We start from the raw sequence: 16537 nt of genomic DNA on the forward strand, positions 1-16537 counted from the left end.
TTAGTAAAAACGAAACTTCTTGGGAGATACCAAAAAACAAGACCCGTACCAATGGCACGGGTCTACTGCGGTTACGCAAACTAATAAACTGAATCAAACGAACTTAAACTTATAATTTCATGGGTTTTCCCTCGATTTCCTTTGGAAAGGGTATTCCCAATATCCTTAAAATGGTCGGTGCAATCTGGTTGGAGTATAATTGTTCTTCCTCCTTTACTTCTCCTTTGGAATCAACATTCTTTCCAAAAGCAATCATCCAAACGGAGCCTGCCCCATTGATGTCGCTGCCATGGCTTCTCCAAGTATCCAAGGGCTCTGTTCCACGCCCATGGTCCGTAGTGATCAAAAACACGGTCTGGTCCTTATAAAAATCATCTTGTTGGGTAAACTCCCATACCTCCTTGATCAACCCATCGGTATTGTGGGCCGATTTTAAATAGGCTTGATAATCCCCATCATGGGCAAAATCATCGGTTTCTCCGTAGGAAATGAAAACCAATTTTGGATGTTCCTTTTTCATGTGCTCCAAAGCATAATGATGCGTAAATGCATCCAACCGGACCGAGCCCCATGGACTGGGTATCTGGTTCTGCAATTGGTTGAGAAACTTTTCCCTTTCATTCAGGTTTCCAATAGCTGACTCAAAACCCGCATTGACGGGAACTCCTGACCGCTCTTCATTTATGATGGATGGAAACACATCCCAACTACCAAAGGCAGCGACTTTGCCCTTTCCTTCGGCGGCGTTATTGTAAAGCTCTAAAACTGTTGTGTTGGGGTTCGGTATTTTGTCATTACTTCGGATGTTTTTATCATCTGCAGTTCCTGTCAAAATTTCGTTGTAACCCGGGTAAGAGAACCACATGGAATTGGTCAAATCTACTTTGCTTTCCAACTTTCGATTTCCATGAATCTGGCCCATTTTTACCACTTGACTCCAGAAAAAGGGCAACAACGCTTCTCTTCTTTCAGATGGGGTGTCTCTCCAGAAAGCTTTTTTCAACATTTCGGGTTCGTGAACATAATCCTTATTACCAATCAAAAGGGAATCGGCTCCTGTAAATAATTCCTGCCAACGGAAACCGTCCAACGTTATCAAAATTATCTTGGTATCGTTATTTTGGGCATTTACCCTGAACATTGCCACAGTGGCAATCATCAAAAACAAGACTCTATTTTTCATTTTCTTACTTTGTTTTAAATGATGCTGTTTCGGACCAATCACTCCAATTCAAGTTTTGGTCTCGGTACCGAACCCTCCAATAATAGGTGGTATTGGATTGTAATCTTTTGGTTTTTTCATCGGTCAAATCGTCCTCTTTTTGACGATTTTCCTTGTAGTACCAGTTTTCGAACTGTTTCCAGCTGTCCAAATCCAACTTTTCAAAATCTTGGGTTTGGGAAACTTGCCAATGTGCTGCCGCATGGAAAGCATCACCGAGCGGACTTGAAAACTCTCCGGCCTTCAAGGTGACAAATTCTTCCAGTACTTTTTCATTTTTAGTTGGAAAAACTACGGCTGGAGCATCGGGTTTCTTCTCCAATCGCCAGATGGTAATACTGTCGCGAAGTTCATTTTGTCTTGACTTCACATTGTTCCCTTGACTGATTCTTTTGATAGTGAATTTGGGGTCGCTCCGGTTACCGTCGATTTCGACCATAACAAATCCGTATTCGTCCTGTGTAACGGTGAATTCGTCATAGTCCCTGCCTTCGAACTCGCCCCAATTGTCGATGGCTCCCCCAGCTGAGGCCACATTGATCCACAAGTGTTTGTGGTCTCTAGATTGCCCTCTTGAATAGCCATGGGTGTGTCCAAAAAAATGAACGCTGGGCTTTCCTGTTTTGGTTGAAAAGGCCTCCAACATTTTAACCACCTTCCCTGTGGATTCTTCCTCGCCCGGAATCCAAAGTTCAGATTTGTGGGGATGGTGCAGCTGAGCGAACACAAAATCAATGTCATCGTTCTTTTCGGTATCGGCCAAAACTTGTTCCAACCATTCATATTGTTCACGAAGGTCGCGGTAACCCTCGTTGGAATTCAACCCGATGATTCTTGTGTTTCCATAATCCTTATACCACCAATGTTCGGCAAAGGCGGGCGTTCCATTTTCCGGAAGGCTGAAATATTTGAAATAGAAAACAGAATTTTTCTCATGGTTGCCCAACACTGGATATACGGGCACCTCAGCAAAGAGTTTTTGTGCCGGGTCGAAGAAGTGTTCTTTCCATTGGTAATATTTACTGCCCGAAGAAACCAAATCCCCGGGTATCATCACCATAGCCAGATTGTCCGGCAACTTGCCACCGTGCTCCTTTTCCAAATACTGTAGAATGCCTTGGTTCACGATTTCGGAAAATTTGTTCGGATGCTGGCTATCGTATTGCATATCACTCATGGCAACAATGTTGAACGATTCCTCGTCACTTGAAAAGGGTGGGGTCCTGAATTGATATATATCCGATTTGGCCTTACCGGTTTTCACCCGATAATAATACTCGGTAAAGCGTTTGAGGCCTTCCAATTTTACAATATGCACCCGAGATTCAGAGAAATTGATATCCTCAGCTTTCCCTGAGGTTTTTTTACCCAATTTTTCCGTGGTTCCCCACTCAACAGTGCTTTCTTCTCCGCTAGTGGTCTCCCACATGATTACAATGGAGTTCGGTTCGGCATCTTGAAGATAGGGTTGCACTAAAATTTGGGGCTCGGTCTGGGCGGTAAGCTCCATCAGACGCAGACAAAATAGCAAGAGTAACTGGTTGGTTTTTTTCATTAGGCGATATGGTTTGTTTTTAAAAAGGCAGAGTTTAATATTTCAAAAGCTTTTTCCAGTTCTTCCCTGGTTATGGTCAATGGAGGTGACAGTTGCAGTACGTTTCCTTTGGAAACTTTAAAACTTAATCCTTGTTTTAGACACTCGTACATAATTTCTTCGGCTTCGGCCGTTGCTTTTTCTTTAGAGGTTCTATCGGTCACCAGTTCAATGCCCCATAAAAGTCCAACACCCCGCACATCCCCGATCAAGGAATATTTTCGATGCATTTTGTATAGGGCCTTTCTCATGAATTCTTCATCTTCCTTCACTTTTTGCAAAATGTTTTCCTCTTCCAGAACCTCCAGAAGTGTAAGACCGGCCATAGTCCCCAAAGGACTTTTTTCGTGGGTGTAATGACCAAGGGAAATGTGTCCGAACTTGTTGTATTCTTCCCGGGTAACAATGGCAGCTTGAGGAATAATTCCACCTCCCAATCCTTTGCCCAAGCAGAGAATGTCAGGCTCAATGTCGAAAAGTTCATAGGCGAACATAGTTCCCGTTCTTCCAAAAGCGATGGGGATTTCATCCAAAATCAACAAAACACCATGTTTGGTGCAAAGCTCCCTAGCTGCTTTCCAGAATTTTTTTGATGGAATCTGCACATCGGTGTTGCGAATGGTCTCCGCTAAAAAAGCTCCAATTTGATGGTCTTTCTCCAAAACATACTGCAAATACTCCAAGGCTTTATCCTCGTTTCCCTCAAATATGCCGCGATAGGTTATTGGGGGAGGAATACGCTCCACACCGGGCATTAATGGCCCCATATGCTCCTGAAAAACTGCTTCGCCCCCAACGCTGATGGCATCCAGAGATGCACCGTGGAACGAATCCCAAAAAGAGACCACCTTGTGCTTGCCCGTGATGGCCCTGGCCAATTTTAGGGCAATGCCGATGGCCGAGCTTCCGTTTGGGGTCAATAAGATGCGGTTAAAACCTTTTGGAGTGTAAGAGGTCAATTTCTCCGCAAACTTTACAGCCGTTGCATTGGCGTAGCGTCTTGTGGAAAAAGTCAAATTTTGAAGCTGCTCTGTTAGTCGAGCGACCAGTTTTGGGTGGGAAAACCCGATTTGGTGCACATTGTTTCCGTGAAAATCGAGGTATTTCTTGCCCGACACACTTATCATGTGCGAACCTTCACAATTTTGGAGCACGTCCAAACAAGGTGTCGACATGGATTGATGCATAAAATACTTGGCGTCCTTTTCCAGTAGCTCCTTGGTTTCATCGCTCACTTCGTTCTGCAACCATGTTCCCCTCGCAGGAGTCAGGTTGATGTCGCCTTCCACAACAGATTCTGGGTTGTGCTCATCGCGCATTTGATTCATTCTTTATTATTTTTCTCTAAACAGTCTGTCCGCTGGAATAATCTGTTTCGGCGTGTTGGGACCTGAATATTTGACATCCAAATGATAGCCCCCGCCCCCATTAAAAAATTCGACCCGAACTAGATGCCTTCCTTCGGATAGTTCCAACGATCCGCTGCGTTCCATAACCCCATGGTCTCCGTCGTTATTCACTATCTCGGTACCGTTCACATAAAGTTTACTGCCATCATCACTATTGGTGAAAAAATTATAAGTTCCTGCTTCGGTCACTTCCAAATAACTTTCAAAAACAACGGCTACTTGCTCTTGCGGCATATCTTCGGAGAGTGCTTGCTTATGGGAGAATTCTGTTACGTAACCTTCATGCGCCGGATTTAAGGTAGTGAAATCCGGAAGCTTTTCGATACCGCTTACTTCAAAAACCTCAAATTTGACAGGGTCTTGTTTTGTTTTTGAAACAATCCTAAAATTGCCCTCGGCAACCGTACTCACCAATTGATCATTCTGAAAGATGCCGGCCTTGATGATTACGGTTTCGTTTAGATAAAAAGTATCCTGATAGACTTGGCTGTTTTCCAAAGTAGGCACATTATTGCCAATGGTATAGCGAATCTCACCAACGTTATTCGGGTTTTGCATAACGACGGCTACCGAATCCGCTTTGAAAACCCCTCCTGCTGGTTCAAAATAGCCTGCGTCCGGGAGGATTTTTGGTTGGGTTATCTGCTCCTTTCGTTTATAGACAAGTTTTGGAGCCTCATTCCCGATAAATGCCCCTTTTATAGGTCTGCCTATCCAAGCTTGGGGCATTTGCAATCCCATGGCGTAGGCAACCGTTGGGGCATTATCGTATTGGTAAACGGTCTCTTCGATTTTATAGCCTTTTTTGATGCCCGCACCATACAAAATGAACGGAATCTCCATTTCGGCAAGGCTTTCACCTCCGTGACCAAAACCCAATCCTCCGTGGTCTGCGGATATAATGAACATGGTTTTTTCAAATATCCCCGCATCCTTGGTTGAATTAACGATTTTAGCTATCAAGGAATCTGCCTTTTCCACCGATTTGTAATACTCAGGGCTTCCGTGTCCTAGGGAATGTCCCGCATGATCCACGTGATCCAAATGCACAAAGGTGAATTTTGGTTTATGTTCTTTGATGTAATTTACCGCTGCTTGGGTGGTGTTATCCTCATGATCTCCGTCGATATCAAAATCAACATCAGATTTTTCGAACAAACGTCCAAAACCGTCCCAGTCGTAAATGGCACCCACATGTGCTTCTGGCTGTTGGTCTTTAAACAGTGTAAATATGGTTGGAAATGTCCCATTTTTGGTAACGACCACCGGTGGTAATTGGTGGTCGAACTTTTCCCAACCGTTGGAGGTTACCCCATGTTGTTCTGTATCGGCTCCCATGATCATACTGGCCCAATTGGGACTGGAACTTGATGGGAGTACGGACCGTGCATGCATGGTTGCGGCCCCATTCCGGATCATGGAATCCAAGGTTGGTGTTTTGGCCTTTTGAATCCCATCGGGACTCATACCGTCTATTCCAATGATGACGACGTGCTCAATATTGGTGGACCGACCTACTTTTTTTGAGCACGATACCATCAAACCAAGCAACAAAATAAGTAACAGTAGTTTATTAGACATCTTATTTATTTTTAACAATAAAGGCTGCCCTGAAAAACAGGGCAACCATATTTTGTTTAAAAGACTATTTTTCAATCGTTTAATATCTGGTTCCGGTTTCCCACCAGCTAGGTGTATTGATGTTGTCTCCTTCCCCGCCCATGGCTTGTACGGCTGCTTCATAGTTTGCCGTATTCAATGTCTGTTCGGACGATGGATAAAGGAAACGAACTGGATAGCGTCCTCCATTAAGGTCGTCCTGACCAGTCTCCAAGGCAGGAATTCCTGTTCTTCTGTAATCCATCCATCCTTGGTAATCCACGTTCCAAAGTGCTATGGTCTTTTGAGTTAAAAGCAATTCCAGAGAACCATCATATTGCACAGATGGCTGGGCCAAGTATGCATCAATATCATCATCCGCTACGCCCCAATAGGCCAAGCTTGCCCTGATTCCTGCATTGTAGTAATCGGCAGCACTACCGGCAATGAATCCTCTTTCGGCAGCCTCTGCCAGAATGAACTGTACTTCGGAGTTTTTCATGATAAATGCTTCCGCCGCCGTGGAAGAGAAGTAGAACAGTTCCACATCCAAACGGCTTGGACTGTTGGCATCATCATAGGCACGGGCATTATCTTGGTTAAGCCCGATTGGGATCCCTATCCATTCGCCATCGCTGTTACGATCGAACCAAATATCCAAGCGAGGGTCGTTGAATTCTTCAAAATAACCCAACAGCGTGGTGCAAAGACTCTTTTCATCAAAACCACCGATACGACCTGTGCTTTCTGGCCATGAATCGGTATTTGAAGTTCCACTATAGGTTAATGTGGCGTTGTCATCATTAGAATTGATGTAGTTGCCTGCACTTACAATCGCCTGCATTTCAGCCGAGACATCCGTTTGTTTGGAAATTCTCATCAGGTAACGAAGACGCAAGGAATTCGCCAGCTTTCTCCATTTGGAAGCATCTCCATCGTAAATAACGTCACCGGTGGATCCGGTAATCGCCTCCCCTTTTGCCAATGCGGCATCGGCAGCTGCCAAATCTTGAAGGACTCCATTGTAAACGGTTTCTTGATCATCGTAAACCGGTGTAAAAATTCCTTCGGATTCACCTGCCATGGCCTCGGTGTACGGTACGTGGCCATAGAGATCGGTAAGGTTGGCAAAAGAAAGTGCTCTCAATGTCAGGGCAATTCCTTCGTAGGTTGCATTTTGTGACCCTTCCGCACGGGAGATTTCCAGAATATCGTTGATTTCGGGCAAGTAGTTGTAAAAGAAATTCCACATGCCTTGATCTCCCCAATCAAATTGGCTAAAACCGGGAAAGTTGTTTTTTGCCATGAGCTGGGTAATGGTATTTCCATCGCTATACCCTTCCTGTGTCAACGTTCTTGTGATTTCCGAAGTTACGGTGGAGGTTAGCAAGTTGGCACTAACTTGTTCCGGGGCGTTGGGGTTGGAGTTGATACTCTCAAAATTATCGGTACACGAAACCAATGCGGTTCCTGCAAATAAGATGGATGTTATGAAGTTTGATGTTTTCATCATTCTTTGTCTTAAATTCTTTGTTTAAAATTCTACGTTAAGGTTAAGTCCAAAACTTCTTGTACTTGGCAATGCCATATCTTCCACGCCTGGTACTATTGAACCTCCAGAGAAAGAAATAGATTCAGGATCTACGTGGTCGTTTTCCGTCCAAAGCGCCAGGTTACGACCCACCAAAGAAATTGTTGCCGAACGTATTGGCGTGTTGGCCAAAAGCTTGCTTGGCAGCGTGTAGCCCAATTTTACTTCTCTTAGTTTTACGTAGGTAGCGTCGAACATGGAACTTTGCTCATTGCCCCTGTTGTACACATGGGAATAATAGTTTGATGCTGCCACATTGACCGTGTTAGGCGTATAATTGCCATTTCCATCATCTACAACACCTTGTGCCACAATACCTGTTTCACGACCTGGAACGGTGAAGTCCAGCATCCCTGTGGTACCACCAATGGCAACGGTTCTTGAGTGATAAACACCACCTTGTCTCCAATCGAAAAGGAATCCAAAACGAAGATTTTTGTACTTGAAACTGTTTTGGAAACCAACCATAAAGTCCGGGTTGTAATTGCCAAGGTTTCGCAGTTCGTTGCTTCTTATGGGCAGACCTGAATCTCCATCAATGATCCATTGTCCGTAGTAAGGACTGTTTTGATCGGTCACCTGTTCGAAACCTGTTCCGTAAAGGTCGCCCATACGTTCGCCGACCTCTGCAACAACTTGAAGGTAATTTTCCTTCACCAAATATTGCGTTAACCCATCCGTAAGTTCCTTTACCTCACCACGGTTGGTGGTAAAGTTGATGTTGGTATCCCAGCTAAAGTTGTCAGTTCTAAGCGGTGTTGCCGTCAAGGTAATTTCCAAACCTTTATTCTCTACCTCACCGGCATTGATGACCCTGGAACTAAATCCAGAGGTGTTGGATACTGGTAAAGAAAGAATCTGGTTATTCGTTACCGACTTATATGCGGCCACATCCAATCCCAATCGGTTTCCGAAGAACCGAACATCGGCACCTACTTCGAATGAGTTGGTACGTTCCGGTTTTAAATCGGCAAGTTTCAATTCGGATGGGGAATAGGCCCTTGAATATCCGTTGAAGGTATTTCCAAAACCAAAGGTCGCGGCCAAGTTATAGGGGTCGGTATCGTTACCAACACTGGCCCAACCACCTCTAACTTTAGCAAAGCTGATGGCTTCCGGCATTTGGAACATATCAGAAAGAATGAAACTCAAACCAACGGATGGATAGAAATAACTATTGTTTCCATCAGGTAATGTGGAAGACCAATCGTTACGAGCGGTAACATCCAAGAAAGCATAATCTTTATAGGCCAAATTGGAGAAGGCATACAAACTGTTTACGGTGAATTTACCGTCATAATCACTCTGCGTCAACGGCTCGGCCGCGTTTCCAAAGTTATAGATTCCAGGAATAGACAATGAGTTGGCACTTATTCGTTGATATCTATTTTTAGCGGAACGATGGTTACCTCCGAAGGACACTCCAAAATCAAAATCTTGGTTCAGCTCAGTGTTATACGCAAAAAGAAAATCAGTGTTTTGCTCGTAGGCATAAATAAAGTCCTCCCTGTACTGACCGTTCGGGAAACGTTGCGTTGAATATGCCCTTTTTCTCATGTCAAGTTCACTGGAATAGTCAAAACCGGAACGCAACATTAGGCTCAAGCCTTTTGCCAAGGTCATATCCGCCCTTAGGTTGGTGATTACACGGTCCTTGTTAAAGGCATTGGTGTTCTCGTACACGGTAAAGAAAGGGTTGTCGTGATAGTTATAGTTGTAATTGTACTGCTGCACACCTTCCAAACCTGGCTGCCAATAATCCCTTAAATTGTTCATGTTGATATGACGACCGAACCAAATCCACAGATACATTACGTTTTCTGTTCCGTAAGAGTTATTGGGACGGTTGCGGGAGTTCGAGTTGATGTAGTTCATGGAACCGGTCACCTTTAACCAATCGGTAAGATTGTATGACCCGTTGACTTGGTACGATCTTCTTTTAAAGTTGGAGTTTGGGATAACGCTCTCACTTTGCAGATCGGTGAAGGACACCCTAAAGTTACCATCTTCGTTAGCTCCCGTCAACGCAATGTTATTGCTCATGGTGAAGCCTGTTCTAAAAAAGTCATCGATATTGTTTGGCTGTGGAGAAAAAGGCGTTGCAATAATCTCATCAGCAAATGTTCCATCAGGATTTCTTGGCCTAACATGAACGTCACCGGCTCGCAGACCGCTAGTGGTAGGGCTATCGTGCTGTGGAATCAATTGTCCGTTCAGGGCAGGCCCCCAACTTTCGTCCACATGGTCGTTTATCCCACCTGTCAAGGAACGGTTTTGTCCCCCATCATTAAAAGCAAACTGACCTCCCGAACCTTGTCCATAGCGGTTTTGATATTTTGGGAGTGTCAAAAGATCTTCGAAAGTGGAATTGTGGGTATAGGAAACTCCAATCCCTTTACTTCCCTTACCTGATTTAGTGGTAATAAGCACAACACCATTGGCTCCTCTGGAACCATAAAGCGCCGTTGCATTTGGTCCTTTAAGCACGGTCATGGTCTCTACATCGTCGGGGTTGATGTCCATGGCGCCATTACCATAGTCAACCCCCATGTTACCTTCACTACCGGTGTTGTTCACATTGTTGTTGATAGGAATACCGTCCACTACAAATAATGGTGAGTTGGCATTTGGACTTGGGTTAAGCGAGTTTTCACCACGAATAATAATCTGTGAAGAAGATCCAACACCCGAGTTTCCTCCCGTGATTTGAACTCCGGCCATTTTACCTGCAAGGGAGTTGACCACGTTGGTTTCTTTGGCCTCGGAAATTTCCTCTCCCGAAACCTTTTGTACTGCATACGCTAGTTTCTTGGTCTCCCTTTGAATACCCAAAGCGGTTACCACAACTTCATCCAATTGTTGCGAATCGGGCTGCAATACAACGGTTGCGCTTGTTTGGCCCGCTGTTTCCAAATCCTGGGAGATATATCCTATATAGGATACCACCAAGATTTCTCCTCCTTGCGGGAGCTCAATTTCAAAATTTCCATCAAAGTCGGTCGCCACACCAGTGGACCCACCCTTTACAACCACCGATGCACCCGGCAATGGCACGTTGTTCTCGTCTAATACCTTTCCTGAAAAGGTGACTTGCGAATAGCCAATTATACTTACGGTGAATGCAAGTAAAAAAGCTACAATCGATTTTTTCATTTGTTGAGTATTTGTAAAAATTGGTTAATTATTTATCAACAAATATCCAACACAAGAGTTAAGGCAGACCTTTAAACAGATTAAAAAAATGATACGGAATGGTTAAAAGAAACCGTTCAATGTTATGTAAACATTATTTACAAATATGCAATTTATCTAAATCGACAAAAAGACAGATCTTACAACATACCCCAGTAGTTTAATGGATTAATCGTATTTTTTTAGTATTCTTGATTTATCAAAAAATATTATAAATACTAAAATTTAGGAGGCCATAAATAATGGAAGATTACCTCATAGGGATTGGGAAAAGAATAAAGCAAATCCGCAAGAACAATAAAAAGACCATAAACGATGTTGCGATAGCTGCCGGTGTAACTGCAGGTCTTATTTCGCGCATTGAAAATGGGAGAACCATACCATCTCTTCCCGTATTTTTAAAAATTGTGGAAGCATTGGGTACCCAGATGACAGATTTTTTTGATGGTATCCCGAAAGGTATCGGTCAAAATTTTATTGTGACCCGTAAGAACGAACAGTCCATTATCGAAAAAGAGGATGAGGCGATAGGGTTTACCTACAACTATATCTTCGGTAAACAATTGAATTCCGTGGGTTTTGAAAGTGTGCTTCTGGAAGTACAGCCCAATTCAAAAAGAGAAAAAGTAGTGACCGATGCTTTTGAGTTCAAGTATATTTTAACAGGAGAGTGCTATTACAAGATCGGGGACCAAGAAGTACTCCTAAAAGAGGGGGACTCTATATTTTTTGACGGTCGAATCCCCCATGTGCCTATCAATAGAGGAAAAGTCGCCTCTAAAATGCTGGTGGTCTATTATTTTATTTGATCAAGAAAACAATATCTTTTCCAAATCGGTCAAGGAATCCAATATCAGCGTCGGTTGGGCAGTCGACAACTGTTCACGTGTTTGGGCGCCGGTCAAAACACCCACGGTCCAACCACAATTCGCATTTTTCCCCTCTTCAATATCGATAATGGAGTCACCAGCTTTCAATACATTTTCAGGGTTTTTGATACCGAACATATCCATAGCCTTGTCTATCATTTCCGAAGATGGTCTCCCATTTACCACATCGTCGGCGGTAATCACAGCATCGATTTGATTCCCTTGGACCCATCCCAGTTTGCCCAAAAGTGAACTTGCGGTTTTTTGGTCATATCCAGTGTTCAATACTACTTTGACATCTTTGGACTTTAATAGTTGAAAAAATGCCTCTACACCATCATAGGAGGTAACTTCTAAATTGGAATAGGCTTCGTCCAACATTTCTTTGAAATCTTCAAATACAAGATTGGTATCAATTGATGTATTCTTGGTCTGTTCCAATATATCTGCAATGGCCTTGAATTTTTCCTTACCTGCGCCAAATTCCAGAACGGTATCCAAAGAAACTTCTACCCCATGCTTGGCCAAAGCGGCCCTAACCGTTTTATAGACTACATTGTCCTCGTTCACTGTGGTGCCTGCCATATCAAAAACGGCCAATTGTATTTTTTTCATAGTTTGATTTTCTGTGCGTTAAAAATCGTTGCGATATTTTTTTTCGAGAATCCGGCGCTTCCCGTCATCCCCTTACCACCAATGCCTGTTACAACATGAATATTGTTGTCAATTGTTTTTTGAAAAATATCGCTGTTCTTGCATTGTGAGTACATTCCGTACCATCTTCTTTGAATTTGATACGTAGGAAGATCAATGATTTTTTTGGCTTCCTCTATCATAAAATTATCGATATCCATATCCAGGTCGTAACCCAAATCCTCTATCCTGTTGGCATCGGCATATTGATGGGAATCGCCCAAAATCACAGAACCATCCACCGCTTGTTTAAAAAGAATATGTACTCCCCATTTTTTTTGCAGGCTATCCTTAGGTTCTTTCTGCTTGATTCCTGCAAAGGATGGACATTCATGGAACGCCTCATACCTTCTAATGGACCATCCCGTTAAGATAGACCCCTTTAATTCGTAGTTCTTTTGCGGTTTGGTCTGCATCATTTGCAGTTTGGAAACTTCAAGATCGCTTGAGGCAAACATTTCAGGGTATAAATTTTTAAAATCCGCTCCGTTGCAAATAATTACTTTCTTGCCGAACACCTCTTCATTTTTTGTGCTTCGAACCGAAACCCATTCATCCTTGGATTCGCAGGAAACCACGGGAAAATCAAACTTGATATCCAAGCCTTTTTGTTCCATCAGATATTTCTGGAGCTTATGGATCATGGTTTTAGGCTCAACCGTGACCTCTTGTGGAAAAAAAAGACCTGCCGTCACATATTCCTTTCTAAGTCCGGGGTAATTGGCCAAACATTCTTGTTTGGTGAGCATTTTTGATGTGTAATCGTTCCCATTGTTGATGGCTCTCAACTCCACCAGCAACTGTTCCTCCTCTTCATTGGATGCCAAATACACCGTTCCGTTCTGGCGGATGCTAATATCGAACTGAGACTGTATATCTTTATAGATTCGAAGACTTTCCCTTCCAAATTTCTGCCATTTGGTATTCATGCCCGAAGGGACGACTTGTCCAAAATTTTGTGTGGTCGCTCCTTTGGGATAGATATCTTTTTCTACCAAACAGACTTTTAGGCCCAATTCCAGTGCATGGTAGGCATGAAAAGTCCCTAAAACACCCCCACCTACTATGACGGCATCATATTTATTGTCCATATTCCAATTGCTTATTAAATTCTTCCGATCTGTGGCGGGTCACAAAGTGCACATATAATATCGATGTACTGACAATACCTATCAATGCAACTGCGTACGTTCCGTACACAAAAAAGTTCAGCCACGACACATTTGCCTGCCCAAAATTCTTGTACAGTAATACCAAGATGCTTCCAAGGTACCCAAAGGCATCTGCAATGTAAATTAGAAAACCTGAGTTGCCTTTTACCTTAAAAGTGGCTATAAAGCGATCAAAAAAGAGACAGTTGAAAGGTACGTAACAAATATAAAGGCCAAACCCTGTACAGACCATCCAAACAAACGGGTCCAAAACCCCGGTTTGAAACATGATGGTACTGATCACCAAAACCAAAGTTCCTAAAATCAGTAGAATGTGATAGGTAAGCAAGGCTTTAAAGTTATCTTTCACATAAAAGATGGTCCCGATTATCAAAAGCACTACGACGGCGATAATGATTTCCGATGTGGAAAAAACGGAAGCATCACCTTCATAACCGATACTGTCCCAAAGCTCCCGGGCAAAATTGTCCCGAAAATCCCGGAAGGCCGTCAAAAACGTATAGAACAGCACAATAATGAGCAACGGGAACATGAACTTTTTCACCAAGTTCCTTCTATCGGCAGCGGTCATTGGAATCCGCTCCGTACGGTTGGCAATATCTTCGGGGGTTGGCGGAGGCACCCGTTGCAACAAATATGAACAGATCAAAAGGGGCACAAAGAAGAGTGCCCCCGTTACGGACGGCATCCAAAATTCACTGACCTCCCAAGAATTCATAACAAAAAGTCCCACCGATTTTACCACTCCGCTGGATACTATAAAACTTGCGGAAAGGACTACTCCCAAAATATCGGTAAACCTACGTCCTTCAATATAAGAGAACACAATGCCCCATATCATTCCCAAAGGAAAACCGTTAAGGAACATAAATGGGATATTGTACGGTGCGGGTACCCATGCGAAGAGCAAGAGCGAAATTTCCGCAAGTATTATAAGTGAAATTAGGTAAAGTAACCTTCGGTTGGGCTTAAGTTCCGAGATGATTTTTATCCCAACAAATTTGGAAAGTGCATAACCCAAAACCTGGGCAATCACCAAAAGTATTTTGTAATCCACACCTATAAAGGAGAGCCCATCAAAAGTGGCCACGGAAAATGGCTTTCTAAAGGCGTACATACAAAAGTAGGTGCCAAAAGCGGCAAGCGAAGCATGCAACACAAACACGAACCCTGGTCGCTTGATGACCGTACTTTTATTCATAAATGTTTACAAATAATAAAATTATGTTTCAAATTACTCAATTTTTTAAGAGAGCTACCCTACTTTTTAGTTTAAATTATCGTTAGCAATCCATTATGTTTTTACAAGTGTCATAAGCACATCATCTTTTTCAAATACTTCAGTTTTAAAATAAAATGTTGAGTTTAAGGCTTCACCCTTAATTTCGGAAAATTCAAGTTATATTAGCGTGCACAACCAGCTAAACAAATCGTTTTGTCCATGGACAAAACACCAAATAATATAGTATGGCACTTATTTCGTTTTTGGGATTCACCATTTTAGTAGGAATCATTTCTTGGTGGTCGGTTAGAAAAACAGATGAAACATCGTCGGACGGTTATTTTTTGGGAGGCAGGAGTCTTACCGCAGGAGTCATAGCCGGCTCCTTATTATTGACCAACCTCTCCACGGAACAAATCGTTGGACTAAACGGTAGTGCTTACAAGGACGGGCTCTCCGTTATGGCCTGGGAAACCTTGGCTGCCCTCGCCATTGTAGTGACGGCCATGTTCTTGCTCCCCCGCTACCTTAAAGGAGGACTAACAACCGTGCCCCAATTTTTGGCCAAACGTTTTGACGTCGCCACAAAAACCATAACCTCTGGACTGTTCCTGACAGGTTACGTAGTGGTTCTGCTTCCAGTAATCTTGTATTCCGGTTCCGTAGCCATTAGTGGCATGTTCGATGTTCCCGCACTATTGGGCGTATCCGACTCCACAGCCTTGGTAATCTGTATCTGGGGCATCGGTGTCATTGGTTCCATTTATGCTGTTTTTGGTGGGTTGAAGGCCGTTGCCGTTTCAGATAGTATCAATGCCGTTGGTCTTATTATTGGGGGGATCATGATTCCCGTTTTTGGTTTGATGGCCATAGGCGATGGAAGTGTAATGGGCGGATTGGAAACTTTGATGGCCGCTAACCCAGAGCGTTTTGATTCGACCGGAAATCCAGGACAAGAGGTGCCCTTTTCCACTATTTTTACCGGAATGATGCTGGTTCAGCTCTTCTATTGGGGAACCAATCAACAGATTATTCAACGGGGTCTGGGGGCCAAAAACCTTGCTGAAGGACAAAAAGGACTGTTATTGGCCGCCTTTTTAAAAATTTTGGGGCCAATCATCTTGGTATTGCCAGGAATGATCGCTTACTACTATTTTGAAGGCGGATTGGCCAGCAGTGACCTTGCCTACCCGGAACTGGTCAGAGCCGTACTGCCCAAACCATTAATGGGCTTTTTTGCAGCCGTGCTTTTTGGAGCTATTTTGAGTTCCTTCAACAGTGTACTCAACAGTTCGGTAACTTTGTTCGGAATTGACATCTACAAGCAGCACATCAACAAAAATGCATCGGAAATGACCGTGGTAAAATACGGTAAAGTTTTTGGGGTCTGTTTGGCACTTGCAGCGATGTTCATAGCACCACTGATCGCCAATGCGGGCAGCTTGTTCAACTATCTACAAGAGATCAATGGTATATACAGCATCCCCATCTTTACGATCATCGTGGTGGGCTATTTGACCAAAAGGGTTCCCGCCATCGCAGCAAAAATTGGTATACTTTCTGGTTCAGTTCTTTATATCATCAGTCAATTTATTGTTGGACCAAAAATGGTCGCCAACGCACTGGCCGAAGCAAAAGCAAACGGAATTACCGACCCTGCAGAGCTCAATTTAATAGAGGCAGGCGCCTATCCACACTATCTACACGTAATGGCGATATTGTTTATTTCCAACATCCTCATCATGTTGATTATCGGAAAATTCTACCCGCGAAAAGAGCCTTTCCAACTGGAGTATACCAAGCAGGTTTCCATAGAACCTTGGAAACATGTGAAATTGGCAAGTACATTCATTGCCATAATCGTAGTTGGAATTTATATCTACTTTGCGAAGTAGAAGATGAGGTAAAGTAAAATATAAAAGCCCAGAAATCTGCACTAGTGGTCGGAAGAAATTCCGGCCACTTTAAGTTTTA

At 43.3% G+C, this 16537-nt stretch carries 11 protein-coding genes; 2 read left to right on the forward strand and 9 right to left on the reverse strand.

The features are described from left to right. Positions 1–109 precede the first annotated feature (109 nt). The 6 genes from K1F36_RS14120 to K1F36_RS14145 form a co-directional block, all read right to left on the reverse strand. Positions 110–1183 carry a sulfatase-like hydrolase/transferase gene (locus K1F36_RS14120; RefSeq protein ID WP_220114412.1) on the reverse strand — a complete coding sequence of 358 codons (1074 nt, stop codon included), beginning with the start codon at positions 1181–1183 and terminating at the stop codon, positions 110–112. A gap of 4 nt (positions 1184–1187) precedes the next feature. After that, on the reverse strand, positions 1188–2777 hold the full coding sequence (locus tag K1F36_RS14125; RefSeq protein ID WP_220114413.1) for a fibronectin type III domain-containing protein: 1590 nt from the start codon (positions 2775–2777) through the stop codon (positions 1188–1190). After that, entirely contained in the window at positions 2777–4144 is a 1368-nt protein-coding gene (pbfA, locus tag K1F36_RS14130; RefSeq protein WP_220114414.1) for a (R)-1-hydroxy-2-aminoethylphosphonate ammonia-lyase, read from the reverse strand. Before pbfA ends, K1F36_RS14125 begins: the two co-directional genes overlap by 1 nt. 6 nt (positions 4145–4150) lie before the next feature. Continuing rightward, entirely contained in the window at positions 4151–5806 is a 1656-nt protein-coding gene (locus K1F36_RS14135) for an alkaline phosphatase family protein (protein WP_220114415.1), read from the reverse strand. 79 nt (positions 5807–5885) lie between these two features. Further along, positions 5886–7337 (reverse strand): SusD/RagB family nutrient-binding outer membrane lipoprotein, encoded by a 1452-nt coding sequence (locus K1F36_RS14140; RefSeq protein ID WP_220114416.1) that lies wholly within the window; start codon positions 7335–7337, stop codon positions 5886–5888. Positions 7338–7358: 21 nt separating this feature from the next. Continuing rightward, a complete protein-coding gene (locus tag K1F36_RS14145; RefSeq protein ID WP_220114417.1) occupies positions 7359–10568 on the reverse strand; it encodes a SusC/RagA family TonB-linked outer membrane protein in 3210 nt (1069 codons plus the stop codon). Between the two features lie 281 nt (positions 10569–10849). On the opposite strand from K1F36_RS14145, the gene K1F36_RS14150 reads away from it, so the two are divergent. Further along, positions 10850–11416 (forward strand): helix-turn-helix domain-containing protein, encoded by a 567-nt coding sequence (locus tag K1F36_RS14150; protein ID WP_220114418.1) that lies wholly within the window; start codon positions 10850–10852, stop codon positions 11414–11416. Here the strand turns inward: K1F36_RS14150 and K1F36_RS14155 are convergent, their stop codons facing one another. From K1F36_RS14155 to K1F36_RS14165, 3 genes are read right to left on the reverse strand one after another with little or no spacing between them, the layout of a single operon-like run. After that, positions 11417–12091 carry a phosphonatase-like hydrolase gene (locus K1F36_RS14155; protein ID WP_220114419.1) on the reverse strand — a complete coding sequence of 225 codons (675 nt, stop codon included), beginning with the start codon at positions 12089–12091 and terminating at the stop codon, positions 11417–11419. Next, complete coding sequence (locus K1F36_RS14160; RefSeq protein WP_220114420.1) at positions 12088–13260, reverse strand: TIGR03364 family FAD-dependent oxidoreductase; 1173 nt, start codon at positions 13258–13260, stop codon at positions 12088–12090. The genes K1F36_RS14155 and K1F36_RS14160 overlap by 4 nt, the downstream gene beginning before the upstream one ends. Next, positions 13250–14542 carry a DUF5690 family protein gene (locus tag K1F36_RS14165; RefSeq protein WP_258539075.1) on the reverse strand — a complete coding sequence of 431 codons (1293 nt, stop codon included), beginning with the start codon at positions 14540–14542 and terminating at the stop codon, positions 13250–13252. Before K1F36_RS14165 ends, K1F36_RS14160 begins: the two co-directional genes overlap by 11 nt. 266 nt (positions 14543–14808) lie before the next feature. On the opposite strand from K1F36_RS14165, the gene K1F36_RS14170 reads away from it, so the two are divergent. Then, positions 14809–16458, forward strand: coding sequence for a solute:sodium symporter family transporter (locus K1F36_RS14170; RefSeq protein ID WP_220114421.1), 1650 nt, complete (start codon positions 14809–14811; stop codon positions 16456–16458). Positions 16459–16537: the final 79 nt, after the last annotated feature.

Source organism: Flagellimonas abyssi (assembly GCF_019457905.1).
Lineage (GTDB): Bacteria > Bacteroidota > Bacteroidia > Flavobacteriales > Flavobacteriaceae > Flagellimonas > Flagellimonas abyssi.